Origin of the sequence: Ulvibacter litoralis (assembly GCF_900102055.1) — a bacterium.
Lineage (GTDB): Bacteria > Bacteroidota > Bacteroidia > Flavobacteriales > Flavobacteriaceae > Ulvibacter > Ulvibacter litoralis.
Window position 1 is genome coordinate 926,908 of sequence record NZ_FNBA01000001.1, and the last position, 19,429, is coordinate 946,336.

Genomic DNA, 19,429 nt, shown 5'->3' on the forward strand with positions numbered 1-19,429 from the left:
AGATTTTGTTGTCTGTTCGAGCGCAGTCGAGAACTTTAGTTCCTTAACTCTCGAATTGGTCTTGACTTTAATCGACCTAACAAACTACTGAATCATTACTTTTAGACAACCTCTTTACATGGTAAAAGAGAATTGTTTATTACTCTCCGTAAATATTATTTTCTGGCTTTATATCTGCCATTCTTTGGCTGGCATCAATCATCATGTTTTTCACTTTTTTACCATTGTTAATTTCGAAAACATATTCAGGATACGCCCAAGCCCAATCGGTTAATACAACACGCGTTAAGGTTGGCACTGGATTTGGTTTTTCACCACGCATCATTTGTAATGGAATATAAAACGACTCTTGTGAACCATCTTCATACGTTACATACAAATCGATAGGCATTGGCATTAATCCATTTCTTGCCAAAGTAACTTGCGTTTTAGTACCATCAAAAGCTACGTTTTTAATCTCGTAGTCAATGGTATTGGTTGTTTGTGTCCAATCGGTTAAATACCATTCTAATTCAAGTCCAGAAACCTTTTCTGCTACACGAATAAAATCGTTTGGTGTTGGGTGTTTGAAGGCGAATTCGTTGTAATAACGCTTTAAGGTTTTTTCTAAATTTTCATTACCAATCACATAGGCTAGTTGTGCTAAAAACACAGCTCCTTTACTGTACGAGCTAATACCATACCCACGATTTGTGCTGTAACGATCGGCTTGTGTAGATTGTGGTTGTTCTTTCCCACTCGTAGCAAGGTATAAATACCCTCTATACGAACCAGAATGCGGATTTGGCTTTTGTTCGTCCATGATCTCGTTCATTGCTTTATCCGAAATGTACGAGGTGAACCCTTCGTCCATCCATTCGTGTTTCAGCTCATTGGTAGCCAATAAAAATTGAAACCAGCTATGTGCTAATTCATGCGCAGTTACTCCTACTAAACTACCAAATTTTCTATTTCCAGTAATAAGCGTACACATGGCATATTCCATACCACCATCACCTCCTTGAATTACAGAGTATTGTTTGTACGGATATTGTCCAATATGTTTATTGAAATACTCCATCAGTTCAGCTGTTTTTGGCTGAAGATTTTTCCAGTTTTCAATAATATCAGGGTTGTCTTTATAGAAAAAATGAAGTGTTACTCCATTCGGTCCTGGATAGGTATCGTGAATGTATTCAGGATCTGCCGCCCACGTAAAATCGTGCACATTAGGCGCCACAAAATGCCATGTATATTTCCCTTTTTTAGGTTTCATGGTTTTTTGATTCTCGGCTTGATATCCGTGACCTACTTCTGCAGGGTTTTGAAGATATCCTGTACCTCCAATAGTATAGTCTTTATCAATGGTAATTTCTACATCAAAATCACCCCACACCCCGTGAAACTCACGACCAATGTATGGATCGGCATGCCAGCCTTCAAAATCATATTCGGCTAATTTAGGATACCACTGCGTCATCGATAAAGCAACACCTTCAGCATTGTTACGACCACTTCTACGAATTTGTAACGGCACTTGTGCGTCCCAAACCATATCGAAAGAAGTACTACTTCCTGGTAAAATAGGTGTGTTTAAAGCTACCTCTAATACCGTTCCTACAACTTCATATTGCAATGGAGTTCCATCTTGTGTTAAAGATGTTGGTTTAATGTATCCAATTTCCGAAGGTGCTAATTTTGAGATACGATCGGTTACACGACTGTCTGGATCTTCAATAGAACGTGAACGTACGTCCATTTCACTTCCAGGCTGAAAAGCATTAAAATACAAATGGTAAAAGACTCTGTTTAAGGTGTCTGGTGAGTTGTTGGTATAAACAAGCTCTTGTTTTCCTTTGTACTGATAGGTGTTTACATCCATGTCAATTTCCATCTTGTAATCGACTTTTTGTTGCCAATACGAAGTGTTATTTTGCGCAGATGTAGTTGCTACCAGAACAAGGGTTAGAATACTACTTAAAAATAATTTCATGCGTTGTTTTTTTACATTTTAGACGCCATAATAAGCGCATTGTATAAATTCACCATTTTCCCCGACTTAGAGATATTTGCAAATTTATCTTGATTAGAAGGATCTCCTCCTAAAATTACAGGAGTGTTAGAAGTAAGACCACTATCCATTATGATGTGTTTTACTTGTTTTGCTGAAAGTTTAGGGTAATGTGAACGAATTATCGCTGCTACTCCTGCAACTTCCGGAGATGCCATAGACGTACCTTGAAGGTATTCGTAAGTGTTTAAAGGTGTTGTAGACCAAATTTTAACCCCAGGAGAAAATACATCAACGCTTGACTTTCCAAAGTTAGAGAAATTTGCAACCATTTCACTTCCATACTTATAGTTTAAGGCTCCAATTGTGATAAAAGTATCACCCATTTCAGCTCCAGTTCCTTTTTGATCGTTTGGATATACTTGTTTTGTATCTAAGTTGATTCCTTCATTTCCAGCTGCATTTACAATTAATACATCTTTAGAAGCTGCATATTTAATTGCATCCCAAACCCATTCTGGATGGGTAGAATAGTACTTTCCGAAGCTAGTATTGATCACTTTTGCTCCATTATCTACTGCGTAACGAATTGCCAAAGCAACATCTTTATCGTACTCATCACCATCTGGCACAGCACGAACAACCATTATTTCAACGTTGTTAGCAACACCGTCCATACCAATACCATTGTTGCGTTGTGCTGCAATAATACCTGCTACGTGTGTTCCGTGTTTCGCATCTTCTTTTTTAGGATCTGGACCATCAACATCGTTGTTTCCGTAGTACTTGTCTGTAATGTCATCAGGATTATCTCCCAACACTCCTCTAAAGTCTTCTGTCATGTTGAAGTGTGTATCTAAACGACCTCCAAAATAATCGATTCCTCCAGTTAATTGTTTTACAACAGCTGGAACCGTACTTCCAAAGTTTAGCATTTGCGTAAGCGTTGCTATTTGTTGTTGTTCTGCTTCGGAAGGATTTGCGATAGCCGCTAAATCTTTCTTCGTATAGTCTTCTTTCCCTAATTTTTTAGTCATTGCAGCATGTGCAGGAGTTACTTGAGAAAGGATTTGTTCGTATTGAGTTTTATTCGCTAATGCTTCTTGAGAATCTTTTTCGAATTCAGCTTTTGCTTGTTGAAACATTGCAAATTCTTCACGATCTGCAGCACTAATTGAAGCTTCTGTTTTTCCGTCGTATTTCGGACTTAATTTTCTGATGATACGAACGTATTCCATATTTTCAGCAACAATATCACCTAAAAAGTTCCACCCGTGAATATCGTCTACATATCCGTTTTTATCGTCGTCAATATTGTTTCCAGGAATTTCTTTAGGGTTGGTCCAAATGACATTTTTTAAATCTTCGTGTTCAATGTCAATTCCACTATCGATAACAGCAACAATTACTTTTTGACCTTTGTTGTTTTTAATTATTTCTGAATACGCTCTAGTAACACTCATTCCAGGAACAGTGTCATTTGCCAAATCGTACATAGGCCAGTCTTTAGTCTGGTCGTCTGTTAAAGGCGTAATTTTTAGTGGAAGCGTATCTATATTAGCTATAGGAGTTGAAATAATTGGGGCGCTACCACCACCACAACTAGCCATGATGGCTGCTGAAGCTACTAAAAGTGAAGTTTTAAAAATTTTCATGTGTTTTTTGAATTAATTAAAGAGTTCGTTAAAAGTAAAGCTTTCGTTAAGGCGTACACCTTTTTCGGTATGCTTTACGGTAATTATTTGGTTGTGAGCATCGTGCTCTAAAAATAAATAGTAATTGTGGTCTGCTGCAGCCTTTAAAAATTGTTCTTTTTCGGGCATTGTTAGCAAGGGTCTGGTATCGTAGCCCATTACATACGGAATAGGCAAATGTCCAGCTGTAGGCAATAAATCGGCAGCAAAAACAATGGTTTTCCCTTTGTAATTAATATGCGGAATCATTTGTTTTTCAGTATGACCATCCACAAAAAGAAGGCTAAAATCGAGTTCGTTGGCTTCTGCAAAATCGTTCTTTTTAGAAATGGCTTCCGAAGAACTTAAGCGATTAGGACCTGCTACAAATTTTAATTGTCCACTCTCTTCCATAGGAAGGATGTTTTCTTTTAAGAAAGATGCTTTTTCACGTTGATTAGGCTGTGTCGCCCATTGCCAGTGATTTTCGTTGGTCCAAAAAGAGGCATTTTTAAAAGCTGTTTCGTATCCAGTTCTGTCTTTATTCCATTGAACACTACCTCCACAATGATCAAAATGAAGGTGTGTCATAAACACATCGGTAATATCATCGCGGTGAAATCCGTGTTTTTTTAAAGAAGAATCAATGTCAAAATCGCCCCATTGATAGTAATAATTAAAAAACTTTTCAGATTGTTTATCGCCCATTCCGGTATCGATAAGCGTAAGTCTGTCCCCGTTTTCAATAAGCAAGCAGCGTGTTGCCATATCGATCATATTATTGCTATCGGCTGGATTGGTTCTGGACCAAAGTGATTTTGGCACGACACCAAACATTGCACCACCGTCAAGTTTAAAGTTTCCGGCTTCAATAGGATATAATTTCATAGTCTGTATTATATCGTTGCAAATTACTAAAAGCGTTACAGTATGTTAAATACAACATCAATTAATTATATTATTTTTAACAAATAGGAATCAATTTTATGAAAAATACAGTCCTAAGGGAAAGCTTTAAAAACGAAAACATAAAATTTTTAAGCTTTTCTTGGTATTTAATTAGAATTGCTATTATTACATTGCCAAACTATAAGATGTACAGAAATGATTCATTTTTATTTATTAATTACTAAAAACGAGTTGTTTACAAATAAATAGATGTGTTTTATAGCACGATTCCAACTTTTTGATATTTAATACTCGTCAAAACTTACTATTTTTAATCAAAATTTAAAGAATGCTCGAACTCGCCGGAATTATTATTTTAGGAATTATAGCGCAATGGGTCGCTTGGAAATTTAAAATTCCTGCCATTTTACCGCTCATTCTTATTGGACTATTGGTTGGCCCTATTTCAACATTAATTTCTGAAGACGGTTCACAGTGGATTCGCCCAATTTGGAATGGTGAAAGTGGATTGTTTCCCGGAGAAAACCTATTCTATTTTGTGTCGCTAGCGATTGGAATCATTCTATTTGAAGGAGGACTAACATTAAAACGCGGTGAAATTTCAAAAGTCGGACCTGTTATTGGAAAACTAATTAGTATTGGAGCTGCAATCACATTTGTAGGCGCAGGACTTGCTGCTCATTACGTCTTTGGTCTTAGTTGGAAAATTTCATTGTTATTTTCATCTTTAATTATAGTTACTGGACCGACCGTAATTACGCCTATTTTACGGAATATTCCTCTAAAGAAAGATGTTTCCGCAGTATTAAAATGGGAAGGAATTTTAATAGATCCCATCGGCGCATTAGTAGCCGTTCTTATTTTTGAATTTATCGGTATCGGGGGAGGAGCAGGGTACACTAAGCAGGCATTATTAGACTTCGGAACGATTTTGCTAATCGGTTTTGCTTTTGGGTTAACGGGAGGTTTTGCATTGTATCAAGCTGTGAAAAGAAAAGTGATTCCACATTATTTACTAAATGTTGTATCCCTATCTATTGTATTATCTGTTTTTGTATTGAGCGATCAATTTGCACACGAATCGGGGCTTTTAGCAGTTGTGGTAATGGGAATGTTTTTAGGAAATAGTGATCTTCCAAGTTTGAAGGAGTTGCTTTATTTTAAAGAGTCATTAAGTGTTTTGTTAATTTCTATCCTCTTTATTTTATTGGCGGCAAATATTAGTATCGATGATTTAATGTTAATATACAACTGGAAAACAGCAGTTTTACTTGCTATTATCATTTTTGTACTTCGTCCGTTAAGTGTGTTTATGAGTACCATAGGATCTTCCTTAAAAGTTAATGAGAAACTCTTTATAAGTTGGGTAGGACCAAGAGGTATTGTCGCTGCTGGGATCGCTTCTTTATTTGGAACAAAGTTGGTAATTTTAGGAGAGCCAGGAGCCGAATACATTACCCCTTTGGTATTTTCGGTGGTGTTAATTACGGTGCTGTTAAACGCAACAACTGCGCGTTTATTTGCTAGAATTGTAGGGGTCTTCTTAGAGACTTCGGAAGGAATACTAATGGTAGGAGCTTCCAAAGTATCACGAATTATTGCGAAGTACCTTCAAAAAAGCAAACGACATGTTGTTTTGGTCGATACGAATGAGTTTAATATTAATAAAGCGAAAGAGTTGGGACTAGAAGCCATTAATGCTAATATTTATTCAGATGACTTAACCGATAATATCGAATTAAATGATGTAGGTTATTTGTTAGCAATGACTGGAAACGACGAAATTAATAAACAGGCGATTAGGCGCTTCGGAAAGCAATTTGGAGAAACAGGAACCTTTCGTTTAATCACACCAGAAGAACTTAAAAACAATGAAAATCTTTCGTCTAAAGAACTGTTTTCACATACGCATGATTATGTGAAATTTACACAAGTAGCGAGTAACTTCCCATCCATTCAAGAAATCCCTGTCGAATCTCATAACGATTTTATGCACTTATTACAGATTATTGAACAGGATGAAAATGCCATTGCCTTATTTTTGAAAAGATCGGACGGATTTTTAGATATTATTAATACACCTTCCGAAATGGAGGTTACCGAAAATTGCAACCTAGTCTACATTGGAAAGCCGATGGATTTTGAAGATTTAATGAATACCAAAAAGGAACAGGAACTGAAAGAAAAATAAAAACGAGTTCAATACGTTTTCTTTATTCAAAAGTACATCTATGACTACATTAAAAGCTTTCTTTCTCATTTGTGGTGTCTCTATCCTATTATTTTCTTGTAAAAGTGACGATGGACCTTCATGTGTAAGCTGTAGTTCACCACAAACAAGTGTTTTTCAAGTTTGCCAAGAGAGTGACGGAAACGCCTCTGTAAATGGAGAAAATACAGGTACTTCGTATGAAGTTTATATGGCAGATTTAGTAGAAGTGGGCGTAAGCTGTGGTGAGAATTAGTGAAAAGGAAAAACCCTTTTTTTGGCTTCAATTTTTGTGTAAGTGCTTTATTATACTGATATTTAAAGACTTAACACAAAAACCACACACATGAAAAAATTAGTACTTAGCACCCTTGTTGTAATAGCAATGGTCGTCACCTCTTGTAAAAGTGATGATGATACCGTAGAGGCATTAGATTGTGCTGCATTAACGATTGAAGCAGATAATGCCTCAGATGCTTACGCAGATAATCCTTCAAACGATAACTGTATCTCTTTAAGAAATTCGCTTCAGGCATTAATTAATGCCGATTGTTTTGATGCCCAAACCCAAGCATCTACCGAATTAGCAATTAGTATTTTACCTTGTAATTAAGTTGAAGCACTAGAAATTGGAGTCTAAAAAGTAAAATTTAGTGTCCGTTCGAGAGCAGTTGAGAACTTCAAGTTTTTCATTGTTAACTAGGTCTCGACTGCGCTCGACTAGACAAAATGATTAAATAATGCCTTTTTAGACTCCGTCTTTTAATCATTCAATTTAAGAACCGCCATAAACGCTTCTTGTGGAATTTCTACGTTACCCACTTGGCGCATCCGTTTCTTTCCTTTTTTCTGTTTCTCTAACAGCTTACGTTTACGAGAAATATCTCCTCCGTAACATTTAGCCGTTACATCTTTCCGAAGTGCTTTTACCGTTTCTCTAGAAATAATTTTGGCTCCAATCGCTGCTTGTATTGGAATATCAAATTGTTGTCTTGGGATTAACTGACGTAATTTTTCACACATTTTCTTCCCAATATCGTAGGCATTGTCTTTGTGTAATAATGCTGAAAGCGCATCGACAATGTTACCATTAAGTAATACATCTACTTTCACTAAGTGTGAAGCACGCATTCCAATGGGCGAATAATCAAATGAAGCATATCCTTTTGAAACTGTTTTTAAACGATCGTAAAAGTCGAAAACAATTTCAGCCAACGGCATATCAAAGCTTAATTCTACACGCTCGGTGGTTAAATAAGTTTGATTGGTTATTTCACCACGTTTTTCAATACACAGTGACATTACGTTCCCAACAAAGTCGGATTTTGTAATGATGGTTGCTTTTATATACGGTTCTTCCACTCGATTTAACGAAGAGGGCTCCGGTAAATCTGAAGGGTTGTTTACTAATATAACGGTGTCTGGGTTTTTATGTGTGTACGCTTGATACGAAACGTTAGGAACCGTAGTAATTACAGTCATATCGAATTCTCGCTCCAAACGCTCTTGAATAATTTCAAGGTGAAGCATTCCTAAAAATCCACAGCGGAACCCAAAACCAAGTGCCGCCGAACTCTCTGGTTGAAATACCAAAGAAGCATCGTTTAGTTGTAGTTTTTCCATCGAATTTCGAAGCTCTTCGTAATCTTCGGTATCTACAGGGTAAATCCCTGCGAAAACCATCGGTTTTACGTCTTCAAACCCTTCAATCATATTGGTGGTTGGCGTTTTAGAATCGGTAATCGTATCACCTACTTTTACTTCTTTCGCTTCTTTAATTCCAGTAATTAAATACCCAACATCTCCTGTTTTAATAACATCTTTAGGCGCTTGTTTCAGTTTTAAGGTTCCAACTTCGTCTGCAAAATAAGACTTTCCGGTAGCCATGAATTTAATATGCTGTCCTTTTCTAATTTCACCATTTAAGACTCTAAAATACGTTTCAACACCTCTAAAGGGATTGTAAACAGAGTCAAAAATTAAAGCTTGTAACGGCTGATCTGCATTTCCTTTTGGTGGCGGAACACGTGCAATAATGGCGTGTAGAATTTCTTCAATACCAATACCTGTTTTTGCACTTGCAGGAATTACTTCGTCTGGGCTACATCCTAATAAATCTACAATATCATCTGTAACCTCTTCAACATTCGCAGAAGGTAAATCTACTTTGTTTAATACAGGAATAATTTCTAAATCGTTTTCTAAGGCTAAGTATAAATTAGAAATTGTTTGCGCCTGAATGCTTTGTGCGGCATCTACAATAAGTAAAGCACCTTCACAAGCAGCAATAGAACGAGACACTTCGTATGAAAAATCTACGTGTCCCGGAGTATCGATTAGGTTTAAAATATAGTTTTCACCTTCAAAGGTATATTCCATTTGAATGGCGTGACTTTTTATTGTAATTCCGCGTTCTCGCTCAAGATCCATGCTGTCTAACAATTGAGCTTGTTTTTCACGAGAAGTTACAGTTCCTGTTGCATCTAAAAGTCGATCGGCCAACGTACTTTTTCCGTGGTCAATATGTGCTATAATGCAAAAATTTCTAATATTCTTCATATGCTTTTACCTCGTACCTATTAACTTGCAAATATAGTTTAAAAACGTAGGTTTTTACTATTCTTGTAAAAAATGAAAAAAACTGAAATTTATTTTCTTCAATTTTAAATAATACCCTAATTTTATCGTGAAGTTTTTTGGCAAGAAATTTCTTTCAATTCCCCGTGAAATAAACACTTAAAAAAGCTTTTATAACAAACCATACAAATTTACTTTGTTCGGCATTAACCTCACACCTGGACTTGAAAAAAAATGTTTATTATATCCTCTTATTCCTTGTAAGCACTGCCTTTTCGCAAGAAACTTCAATTAGTGGGACTGTTTTAGATTCAGAGAGTTTGCCGTTATCGTTTGTTAATGTTTTGTTGTTTGAACAAGATGCTACTGAACCTTTTAAGGGAGTTACGACCGAAGAAGATGGAACCTTTCAATTAACAAATGTTGCGCCCGCTACTTATAAAATCACCTTCAGTTTTATTGGTTTTACTACCAAAGAGCAACTAATTGAGGTTGTTTCAGAAAAAAAAGTCGGAAAAATTAAATTGGAAGCGTCGGCTGAAGCTTTAGATGAAGCTGTAGTGGTAGCAAAAAAACCAACGCTTCAAAAAACGGCTGGGAAACTAATTTTTAATGTTGAAAACACAGCACTTTCCGTAGGAAGTACTTTCGATTTATTGAAAAAAACACCCGGCGTATTGGTTGTGGGAGATGAAATTAAAATTAAATTTTCGCACCCTGTAATTTATATAAATGGGAAAAGAGTGTACCTTTCTTCTTCGGAAGTAATCTCGTTGTTAGAAAACTTAGATGCTTCCGCAATTAAATCGGTTGAAGTAATTACAAACCCCTCTGCTAAATACGACGCTGACGCTGGGGCTGTTTTAAATATTATTACGTCTAGAGCAGTTTCCGTAGGGTATAAAGGAAGCGTTACGAGTAGATACGAACAGGCGGTTTATGCAAAGTATAATTTAGGAACCTCCCATTTTTATAAAAACAATTGGGTAAATTTCTACGGAAGCTATAATTTTAGTCCTCGGAAAGAATTTAAAGACGACGATAATCACATTCGGTATTTTAACCCAGACGGAAGCACAAACTCTTTTTGGGAATCTAATTTTAATCGTACCACTCGTTCAAAAGCGCATCAAGCCACAATTATTGCAGACTTTAACCTTGCAAAAAACCAGACGTTAGGCGTTACAGCAAATATGTTTGTTTCGCCAAATATGACCTTTCATAATACAGGTCTTGCAGAAATTTATAATGGAGCCCGTGCGTTAGACTCTACCTTTACAACCTTGAGTGCTGTAGAGAATGATAAATCGAATCTAGCATTTAATGTAGATTATAAAATTGAGTTAGATAAAGAAGGCAGTACTTTAAAAGTACAAGCTAATTACATTGATTATGATAGTGATCAGGTTCAAGATGTCGCTACTGATTATTTTTTACCCAATGGAGATTTTCTTCGGAATAGTACGTTTTTAAACAATTCGTCACAAAAAACAAATATTATAACCAGTCAGGCAGATCTTACGACAAACTTGGTTGGAGGTACTTTTGAAGCTGGAATGAAATTTACAGATACAGACACCAAAAATGTTTTAGACTTTTTAGCGGGCGAAAATAGCAGCCAACAGTTTAACGAATCACTTTCTGACGATTTTGACTACCATGAAAATGTGTATGCAGAGTATGTAAATTATGCCAAAGACTGGGATAAGTGGAGTTTTTCTGCAGGTCTAAGAGGCGAGTACACCCATATTGACGCTGTTTCTAAATCGTTGGGCGAAGTGGAAACACAAAAGTATTTTGAGCTGTTTCCTACTGTAAATTTAACCCGTATTCTTAACAAAAACAGTAATCTAGGCGTAAGTTATAAGAGAGCAATTTCCAGACCTCACTATTCGAGTTTAAACCCGTTTAAATATTTTATTACTGAAAATAATTACAATGGAGGGAATCCAAACTTGGTGCCTTCCATTGAAAGTACAATTACCATTAGCTACGATTATAAAAGCAAATGGTTTTTCGAACTGTATTATCAAAATCTTAAAAATAGCTTGAGTCAGCTCACTTTTCAAGACAACGATAGTAGGCTTATTAGAAACTTAGAGTCTAATTTAATTAAAGACTTTCAATACAGCCTTGACATCGTATTTGCAGATTCATTAAAACCTTGGTGGTATTTTCATTTCACAACTTCGAGTTTTTACATGCAAAACGAATTCTATTCCGAAGCAAGTGTTGAAGAAACCTATTCGAATAATACATTGGGTTTTTATGGGTCATTATATAATAGTTTTACGCTTTCAAAAAAACAGAATCTAACAGCAAATCTAACAAGTGTGTATGTTTCAAACCTTATTTTTGGAGCCTATAATTATAAAAATCAGTTCAATACTTCTATTTCGTTTCGAAAATCTTTTTGGGATAAAAGAGCGAGCATAACCGTGGGTGTTGATGATATTTTTGACACCAATAATGCGCCTGTAATTTCAAACTATTATAACCAAGACAATGGATATTTTGCTAGAGCAGAATCTCGTTTGTTCCGACTTGGCTTTACTTATAACTTCGGAAACGCCCGCCTTCGCGACAACAACAGGTCTTCAAATATAGAAGAGGGTAATCGCCTATAATCACACACTTTTTTTTCTTTTTTAAAACCAAACAGATTATTCGCTATTTTTGCAGCAATTATGGCAAAGATTGGTAACATAGACGTTGGAGATTTCCCGTTATTATTAGCTCCTATGGAGGACGTAAGCGATCCACCTTTTCGTGCATTGTGTAAAGAACAAGGTGCAGATGTGGTATATACTGAGTTTATCTCTTCGGAAGGACTTATTCGAGACGCGGCAAAAAGTGTGATGAAACTAGACATCTACGAAAAAGAGCGTCCGGTCGGAATTCAGATTTTTGGTGCTGTATTAGAATCTATGTTGCGATCTATCGAAATTGTAGAAGCCAGCGGACCTGATATTATTGATATTAATTTTGGTTGCCCAGTGAAAAAAGTAGTTTCAAAAGGGGCAGGCGCCGGAATTTTAAAAGACATCGATTTAATGGTTTCTCTAACGGAAGCAATGGTAAAACACACCAACTTGCCTATTACTGTAAAAACAAGATTAGGATGGGATCACGATTCCATAAAAATTGTGGAGGTTGCAGAACGATTGCAAGATGTGGGTTGTAAAGCGATTTCTATTCACGGGCGTACGCGTGCACAATTATATAAAGGAAATGCCGATTGGGCACCTATTGCCGACGTAAAAAACAACCAACGTATGCACATTCCCGTTTTTGGAAACGGCGACGTAGATACGCCAGAAAGAGCTATGGAGATGCGCGACAAATATGGATTGGATGGCGCGATGATTGGTCGTGCAAGTATTGGATATCCTTGGTTTTTTAGAGAAGTAAAGCACTTTTTTGAAACCGGAACACATTGTGCTCCACCTACCATGACCGAGCGTGTAGAAGCGGCAAAACGTCACCTTCAGATGTCTATAGATTGGAAGGGAGAAAAATTAGGCGTTTTTGAAACCAGACGTCATTATACCAACTACTTTAAAGGCATTCCAGATTTTAAACAATACCGAATGAAGATGGTAACCAGCGATGAATCGGTAGATGTATTTGCTGCTTTCGATGAGGTTTTAGAAAAATTTGGAGACTTTCAGTTTAGTTAAAGCAATAACTTTTCTCTAACCCTACTTGACGCAATTTTTGAAGCCACCAAACCTAAAATTGAAATGGTGGCAAACACAATAACAATATTTATAGGCTCTAACTTTACGGGATACGGCAAAGAGGCTGTGATATTAATGAACTTAAATTTTAATTGTGCGGCAACCACTAACACACCAATTACGATTCCCAACAACCCTCCTAAGACAGTCATAAGCGTACCTTGAAGAAAGAAAATTTTCCGAATATCTTTCAAATCAGCTCCCATGTTATAGAGTGTTTTAATGTTTTTCCGCTTGTCTAAAATCATCATAATAATAGAGCCAATAACATTAAAAAGCGCGATGATGAGCACTAAGGTAAAGATGAGGTATACCGCGATATTTTCAGTATTCAGCATTTTATAAAGCGCATCGTTTTGCTGTATTCTATTTTTGAGTAGGATATCTTCAGAAAAGAGCACTTCAATTTCTTTTCTAATGTCTTTTTCTGAAACTCCTGGTGCTAGTTTTAACTCAATAGCCGAAATACTTGTAGAGTCTACTTTCAGCAAATTTCTAGCAAAATCAATATCTGAAAAAATGTATTTATTATTTAAATCTAGATTTACATCGTAAATACCTGTTACTACAACTTGTTGTTTGTTAAATACTTGAGTAGGATCTAGTTTCTGACCTTCATACGGTTTGGGTACGTATATTTCTAATAAATTACCGTAATCTCGGGTTCCTAATGACAGTTTTTGAGAAGTTCCAATGCCAATAACCACTTCATTTTGTCCGGGAATAAACCAGTAATCGTAGGCTAAAATACTATCGGTCTGAATAACATTCCCAAAGTTTTGATCGACTCCTTTTATATAAGTGATTTCATTTTTGTCTTTAAAATGCAAAAAGACACGCTCTTCAATTATTTTTGAAAACGCTTCAATGCCTTCAATATTTTTTAATTTTTCCTCAGAATTTTTGGTAAACTGAAGTGTTTTGCCATTGGCAGGAGTGATTTTAAGATCACTATCAAATACAGAAGAAAACTGAAGGCTAAAATCTTTCAGTCCTGCAAATCCTGAGAGCACAATAAATAACGCCACAGCTCCTACTACAACACCAATAGCTGCAATAATTGTTATGATGTTAATTGCATTATTGCTGCTTTTTGAAAACAAATAGCGTTTTGCAATGTACAGCGGGAAATTCACGTTAAGACCTTTTTCTTTTTTCCAGTAAGTCTGGATTTTTGATTGGATTTTCTTCTCCCTTTACGGCTTTATCAATAGTTTCGATATAATCTAATGAATCGTCGTTGTAGAACGTTAAATCAGGCATTTTACGAAGTTGATGCTTTGTTAATTGCGCGATTTGATGCTTAATTTTAGGTTTTACCTCGTTCAGTTCGGCAACAATTGGGTTTGCTTTTTCTGAAGGGAATACACTTACATATACTTTTGCTATGGAAAGGTCTACGGTAACTCCTACTTTACTTACGGAAATAAGAATTCCCTGTTGCCCCATTTCACGAAGCATGTTTTGTAATACTATGGCAAGGTCGTTTTGTAATACGCCCGCGATCTTTTTCTGTCTGTTGCTTTCTTCCATGTTGCAAAAGTAGTACAATAATTACTTTCCAAGCATATTTATAACATTGTTATGTGTTTAGAGGCTTCATTTCGCAGTTTTTTAAACAATTCTTAACATTAGAAGGGTATTTCAGTAGGAAGTTTTACTATTTTTGAAAGAGATACGATACAATATAGAATGAATAAAATTGAACATATAGGTATTGCAGTTGCGAATATTGAGGAAGCAAATAAAGTGTATAAAAGTCTTCTAGGATATGAGCATTACAAAACCGAAACGGTAGAAGGTGAAGGTGTGAAGACTTCCTTTTTTAAATGTGGCGATAGTAAAATAGAATTATTAGAAGCGACTAACGAGAATAGTCCTATCGCTAAATTTATTGAAAAGAAAGGGGAGGGTATTCATCACATCGCTTTTGCAGTTACAGATATTGAAGCAGAAGTAAAAAGATTACAAAAGGAAGGGTTTAGAGTCTTGAATGAAACGCCCAAACAAGGGGCAGATGGCAAGATTGTTGTTTTTTTACACCCTAAATCATCTCACGGAGTTTTAGTCGAACTTTGTCAAGATGCAAATATTAACGATAAATAGTTTGCAGGATTTGTAAAGAGTTTTACATTTGCAAACTGTTTTCGGTCCCATAGCTCAGCTGGTTAGAGCACCTGACTCATAATCAGGGGGTCCATGGTTCGAGCCCATGTGGGACCACTTTTTAAGTTAGTGATAAAGAGATTTAAAAATAAAAACATTTTTTTTGATGTTTTTAAGCAATTTTTACGAAAAAACAGAGTTAATAAGTTTTTAATAACTTAATTTTTTCTTTGTAATTTAAAATTAATCATTACTTTAGCCGATATATGCGACCCCAAATCGTTAAAAACATAGCTACTACAGTCCTTAGCATTCTTGCAAGCACTGTCATGCTTGGACAAGCCAGAGACGCTAGTTCAGGCCCACCCACTCCTGGAAGAGGGCCACTGCCTCCAATTGATTTATCTTTACCAATTGATTCTAATATTTTAATACTTGTCGTTTTAGGTTTAGCTTTTGGTATTTATTCTCTAGTGAAGTCAAAATTTAAGAATACTGCTTCGTAAGCCTTTTCAGGTATTTCCCTATAACATCAAACTCTAAGTTTATTTCATCACCCACACAAAACGTGTTAAAATTTGTGTGCTCATAAGTGTAGGGTATAATCGCAACACTAAATTCAGTATCCTTAGAATTTACTACTGTTAAGCTTACACCATTTACCGTTATCGATCCTTTTTCAATCGTCACATTTCCAAGCGAACTATCGTATTGAAATGTAAAATACCAACTTCCATCCGCTTCTTTAATTTTAGTACAAACCCCAATTCCATCTACGTGTCCTTGTACTAAGTGACCATCTAGACGATCTCCAAGCTTCATGGCACGTTCTAAATTTACTTTAGAACCCACGACTAAATTTTTAAGATTTGTTTTGTCAAGCGTCTCTTTAATGGCTGTAACCACATAGTTTGTGTCGTTCAGTGCCACGACTGTCAAGCAAACACCATTGTGAGATACACTTTGGTCTATTTTTAATTCTGAAGTTAATTCGCTCGCAACAGTAATGTGAAGATTTTCTCCTTCTTGACGAAGCGCACTAATTTCACCAATCGATTCTATTATTCCTGTAAACATGGATACATTTAATTACATTTGTAGTACAAAAGTAATAATTAAATAGCGTTATCGTACGAATGAGCAAGCGGGATAAAATAATAGTTGGGATTTCAATAGGAGACCTAAACGGAATTGGAAGTGAAATTGTTCTTAAGACATTTCAAGATGTTAGAATGCTAGAGTTTTGCACTCCTGTTATATTTGCTTCAGTAAAGTTACTTTCTTATTTTAAGAAAGAATATAACTTAGACGTTAATCTTCACGGAATAGACCGATTAAGTGATGTTGTTCATAAAAAGATAAATGTACTCAACGTTTGGAAAGAACCTGTTTCTATTAACTTCGGAAAAGAAGACACTGAAATTGGAGCCTATGCCATTAAATCATTAACAGCGGCAGTTTCAGCATTAAAAACTTCAGAAATAGATGTATTGGTAACTGCACCTATCAATAAATCAAACATTCAATCTGAAACGTTTAATTTTCCAGGGCATACAGATTACCTTGCACAAGAACTTGAAGGCGATAGTTTGATGCTCATGATTTCTGAAACAATGCGTGTCGGACTCTTAACAGATCACGTTGCAGTTAAGGATATTTCAAAAACAATTACTAGAGAATTAATTGATAAAAAGATTAATACTATTAACCAATCTTTGATTCAAGACTTTGGTATTGAAAAACCAAAAATTGCAGTGTTGGGTATAAATCCTCATAATGGCGATAACGGTGTGATTGGAAATGAAGATGATACCGTTTTAAAGCCAGCTTTGGACAATATTCGAAACAATGGAAAGGTAGTTTTTGGTCCATATGCAGCAGATAGTTTCTTTGGGTCGGGTAATTACAAAAATTTTGACGCCATTATTGCTTCGTACCACGATCAAGGTTTAGTCCCTTTTAAAACACTCGCTTTTGGGTCGGGAGTAAATTATACGGCAGGACTTAACAAAGTGCGTACATCCCCAGACCATGGGACTGCATACGACATTGCAGGAAAAAATATTGCAAATTACGACTCTTTTAAAGAGGCTGTTTATAGCGCAATTAAGATCTTTGAAACAAGAGAAGAATACCTTGAAATTTCAAAAAATCCCTTAAAAATAAGTCGCAAAAAAGGCTATGTAAAAAAGAATTGATAAATTAATTTGCTTTTAAAATAATTTTTTATCTTTGCACCCGCCTTATTTGTAAGGTGGTGAAGTAAAACAAGGTGGGATTATGAAGGAAATGAAAGAATTTACCATTCCTTTTGTAGGATTAAAACTAGGAGAACACCGGTTTGATTTTGAAATTAAAAAACCGTTCTTTGAGCATTTTGAGTATGACGAATTTAATGATGCAAACATTAATCTCGATGTACTGTTGGACAAAAAAACAACACTGTTAGAGTTTACGCTTTCGTATACGGGAACTGTAAATGTTAATTGTGATACCACTAACGAACCCTACAATCAGGGTGTTTCTGGAGAGTATCACTTTATTGTTAAGTTTGGTGATGTTTTTAATAATGAAAATGAAGACTTATTAATACTTCCTCACGGAAGTTATGAGGTTAACATTCAACAATACATTTATGAATCTATTATACTAGGCTTACCTAGTCGTAGAATTCATCCAGGAGTATTAGACGGCACCTTAAAAAGTGACATACTTGACAAACTTGAAGAATTAAGTCCTAACGGAAGCAATACCAATAAAGATGCAACCAAAGGCGAAACAACAGACCCGCGTTGGGACACATTAAAGAAACTATTAACGGACAAATAATATATAGTAATGGCACATCCTAAAAGAAAAATCTCGAAAACAAGAAGAGATAAAAGAAGAACACATTACAAGGCAGTTGCTCCACAAATTGCTACAGATCCTACAACAGGTGAAGCGCATTTATATCACAGAGCACACTGGCACGAAGGTAAACTTTACTATCGTGGACAAATTGTAATTGATGCTGTTGAAACAGTAGAGGCATAAATTCAATTTCTTGTTAGAAATAGACTCTCACTACCTATGTGAGAGTTTTTTTGTTTTTTTACTTTTTAAAAGTTAAAAACAATCCAATATGCAACAGTTTTTGATTAAATTTTAGTAATTTTCCTTCCTTTTAGAGGGTTTTTGCCCTCTTTTTGATGAATTTTAATTCAAATTTATGAGTACTATCACAGCAGCAATTACCGCTGTAGGGGGCTATGTTCCAGACTACGTTTTATCCAATCAGATTCTGGAAACCATGATGGATACCAATGATGAGTGGATCACTTCTCGTACCGGTATTAAGGAGCGTAGGATTTTAAAAGATAAAGACAAAGGCACTTCTTTTCTTGCTATTGAAGCAGCGAAAGATTTACTTAAGAAAAGCAATACAGACCCGAAGGATATTGATATGGTGATTATGGCAACTGCCACGCCAGATATGCCAGTCGCAGCAACAGGCGTTTACGTAGCTACTCAAATTGGAGCCGTAAACGCTTTTTCTTTTGACCTAGTCGCAGCATGCTCTAGTTTTCTTTTCGGAATGTCTACCGCAGCCAGATATATTGAATCTGGAAAATATAAAAAAGTTTTACTACTAGGTGCCGATAAAATGTCTTCTATTATTGACTATGAAGACAGAACCACTTGCATCATCTTTGGCGATGGAGGAGGAGCGGTCCTTTTTGAACCGAACCATGAAGGTTTGGGGGTTCAAGACGAATACTTGCGTACAGATGGTATCGGAAGACCACATCTTAAAATAGATGCTGGAGGTTCTTTATTACCTGCATCTGCAGAAACAGTAGCTAATAAGCAACATTACGTATTTCAAGATGGAAAAACCGTTTTCAAATTTGCGGTTTCTAATATGGCAGATGTTTGTGAAAAAGTAATGACTAAAAACAACCTTTCTGGAGAAGATGTACAATGGCTGGTACCACATCAAGCAAACAAACGTATTATTGATGCCGCAGCAAACCGCATGAAACTCCCCGAAGATAAAGTGATGATGAACATCCATAAATATGGAAATACTACATCTGCCACATTACCTTTATGCCTTTGGGATTACGAGAAAAAACTTAAAAAAGGAGATAACTTAATTTTTGCTGCCTTCGGAGGCGGCTTTACTTGGGGTGCCGTTTACGTAAAATGGGCCTACGATTCAAAATAAAAAAATAAGAACACC

At 36.0% G+C, this 19,429-nt stretch carries 17 protein-coding genes and 1 tRNA gene; 11 read left to right on the forward strand and 7 right to left on the reverse strand.

Going from position 1 to position 19,429, the window contains the following annotated elements:
- Positions 1 to 139 precede the first annotated feature (139 nt).
- Genes BLQ00_RS04285 through BLQ00_RS04295 form a run of 3 tightly spaced genes read right to left on the reverse strand, consistent with a single transcriptional unit; the run spans position 140 to position 4,551 of the window.
- Positions 140 to 1,972: a M1 family metallopeptidase gene (locus BLQ00_RS04285; RefSeq protein WP_093140950.1), complete on the reverse strand. Its 1,833-nt coding sequence runs from the start codon at positions 1,970 to 1,972 to the stop codon at positions 140 to 142.
- An 11-nt stretch (positions 1,973 to 1,983) separates the two neighbouring features.
- Positions 1,984 to 3,645 (reverse strand): S8 family peptidase, encoded by a 1,662-nt coding sequence (locus tag BLQ00_RS04290; protein WP_093140952.1) that lies wholly within the window; start codon positions 3,643 to 3,645, stop codon positions 1,984 to 1,986.
- A 12-nt stretch (positions 3,646 to 3,657) separates the two neighbouring features.
- Positions 3,658 to 4,551 carry an MBL fold metallo-hydrolase gene (locus BLQ00_RS04295; protein ID WP_093140955.1) on the reverse strand — a complete coding sequence of 298 codons (894 nt, stop codon included), beginning with the start codon at positions 4,549 to 4,551 and terminating at the stop codon, positions 3,658 to 3,660.
- A gap of 349 nt (positions 4,552 to 4,900) precedes the next feature.
- Here BLQ00_RS04295 and BLQ00_RS04300 point away from each other — a divergent pair, with 349 nt between their 5' ends.
- From BLQ00_RS04300 to BLQ00_RS04310, 3 genes are all read left to right on the forward strand, one after another.
- Positions 4,901 to 6,763: a cation:proton antiporter gene (locus BLQ00_RS04300; protein WP_093140957.1), complete on the forward strand. Its 1,863-nt coding sequence runs from the start codon at positions 4,901 to 4,903 to the stop codon at positions 6,761 to 6,763.
- 40 nt (positions 6,764 to 6,803) lie between these two features.
- Complete coding sequence (locus BLQ00_RS04305; protein ID WP_093140960.1) at positions 6,804 to 7,037, forward strand: hypothetical protein; 234 nt, start codon at positions 6,804 to 6,806, stop codon at positions 7,035 to 7,037.
- Between the two features lie 90 nt (positions 7,038 to 7,127).
- The gene (locus BLQ00_RS04310; RefSeq protein ID WP_093140962.1) at positions 7,128 to 7,394 is read left to right on the forward strand and encodes a hypothetical protein; all 267 of its coding nucleotides are present in this window, start codon (positions 7,128 to 7,130) and stop codon (positions 7,392 to 7,394) included.
- 149 nt (positions 7,395 to 7,543) lie between these two features.
- Here BLQ00_RS04310 and lepA read toward each other — a convergent pair whose 3' ends face one another.
- Complete coding sequence (gene lepA, locus BLQ00_RS04315) at positions 7,544 to 9,340, reverse strand: translation elongation factor 4 (protein ID WP_093140965.1); 1,797 nt, start codon at positions 9,338 to 9,340, stop codon at positions 7,544 to 7,546.
- A 242-nt stretch (positions 9,341 to 9,582) separates the two neighbouring features.
- On the opposite strand from lepA, the gene BLQ00_RS04320 reads away from it, so the two are divergent.
- Positions 9,583 to 11,985: an outer membrane beta-barrel protein gene (locus tag BLQ00_RS04320; protein ID WP_093140968.1), complete on the forward strand. Its 2,403-nt coding sequence runs from the start codon at positions 9,583 to 9,585 to the stop codon at positions 11,983 to 11,985.
- Between the two features lie 60 nt (positions 11,986 to 12,045).
- A complete protein-coding gene (dusB, locus tag BLQ00_RS04325) occupies positions 12,046 to 13,038 on the forward strand; it encodes a tRNA dihydrouridine synthase DusB (RefSeq protein WP_093140970.1) in 993 nt (330 codons plus the stop codon).
- Here dusB and BLQ00_RS04330 read toward each other — a convergent pair.
- Positions 13,035 to 14,234 carry an ABC transporter permease gene (locus tag BLQ00_RS04330; RefSeq protein WP_093140972.1) on the reverse strand — a complete coding sequence of 400 codons (1,200 nt, stop codon included), beginning with the start codon at positions 14,232 to 14,234 and terminating at the stop codon, positions 13,035 to 13,037. The two genes, dusB and BLQ00_RS04330, sit on opposite strands and share 4 nt — an antisense overlap.
- Position 14,235: 1 nt before the next feature.
- A complete protein-coding gene (gene rbfA / locus BLQ00_RS04335) occupies positions 14,236 to 14,631 on the reverse strand; it encodes a 30S ribosome-binding factor RbfA (RefSeq protein ID WP_093140975.1) in 396 nt (131 codons plus the stop codon).
- Positions 14,632 to 14,790: 159 nt separating this feature from the next.
- Here rbfA and mce point away from each other — a divergent pair, with 159 nt between their 5' ends.
- On the forward strand, positions 14,791 to 15,204 hold the full coding sequence (gene mce / locus BLQ00_RS04340; RefSeq protein ID WP_093140978.1) for a methylmalonyl-CoA epimerase: 414 nt from the start codon (positions 14,791 to 14,793) through the stop codon (positions 15,202 to 15,204).
- Positions 15,205 to 15,247: 43 nt separating this feature from the next.
- Positions 15,248 to 15,321: transfer RNA gene (locus BLQ00_RS04345), tRNA-Ile, on the forward strand.
- 369 nt (positions 15,322 to 15,690) lie between these two features.
- Here the strand turns inward: BLQ00_RS04345 and BLQ00_RS04355 are convergent.
- The gene (locus BLQ00_RS04355; protein WP_093140982.1) at positions 15,691 to 16,281 is read right to left on the reverse strand and encodes a riboflavin synthase; all 591 of its coding nucleotides are present in this window, start codon (positions 16,279 to 16,281) and stop codon (positions 15,691 to 15,693) included.
- Positions 16,282 to 16,340: 59 nt separating this feature from the next.
- On the opposite strand from BLQ00_RS04355, the gene pdxA reads away from it, so the two are divergent.
- The 4 genes from pdxA to BLQ00_RS04375 all read left to right on the forward strand — a co-directional run bounded on the left by pdxA (position 16,341) and on the right by BLQ00_RS04375 (position 19,414).
- Entirely contained in the window at positions 16,341 to 17,402 is a 1,062-nt protein-coding gene (gene pdxA / locus BLQ00_RS04360) for a 4-hydroxythreonine-4-phosphate dehydrogenase PdxA (RefSeq protein ID WP_093140985.1), read from the forward strand.
- A gap of 82 nt (positions 17,403 to 17,484) precedes the next feature.
- Entirely contained in the window at positions 17,485 to 18,033 is a 549-nt protein-coding gene (locus tag BLQ00_RS04365; RefSeq protein ID WP_093140987.1) for a YceD family protein, read from the forward strand.
- Between the two features lie 9 nt (positions 18,034 to 18,042).
- Positions 18,043 to 18,240, forward strand: coding sequence for a 50S ribosomal protein L32 (gene rpmF, locus BLQ00_RS04370; protein WP_093140990.1), 198 nt, complete (start codon positions 18,043 to 18,045; stop codon positions 18,238 to 18,240).
- Positions 18,241 to 18,415: 175 nt separating this feature from the next.
- Positions 18,416 to 19,414, forward strand: a complete 999-nt coding sequence (locus tag BLQ00_RS04375; RefSeq protein WP_093140993.1) for a beta-ketoacyl-ACP synthase III — start codon at positions 18,416 to 18,418, stop codon at positions 19,412 to 19,414.
- Positions 19,415 to 19,429: the final 15 nt, after the last annotated feature.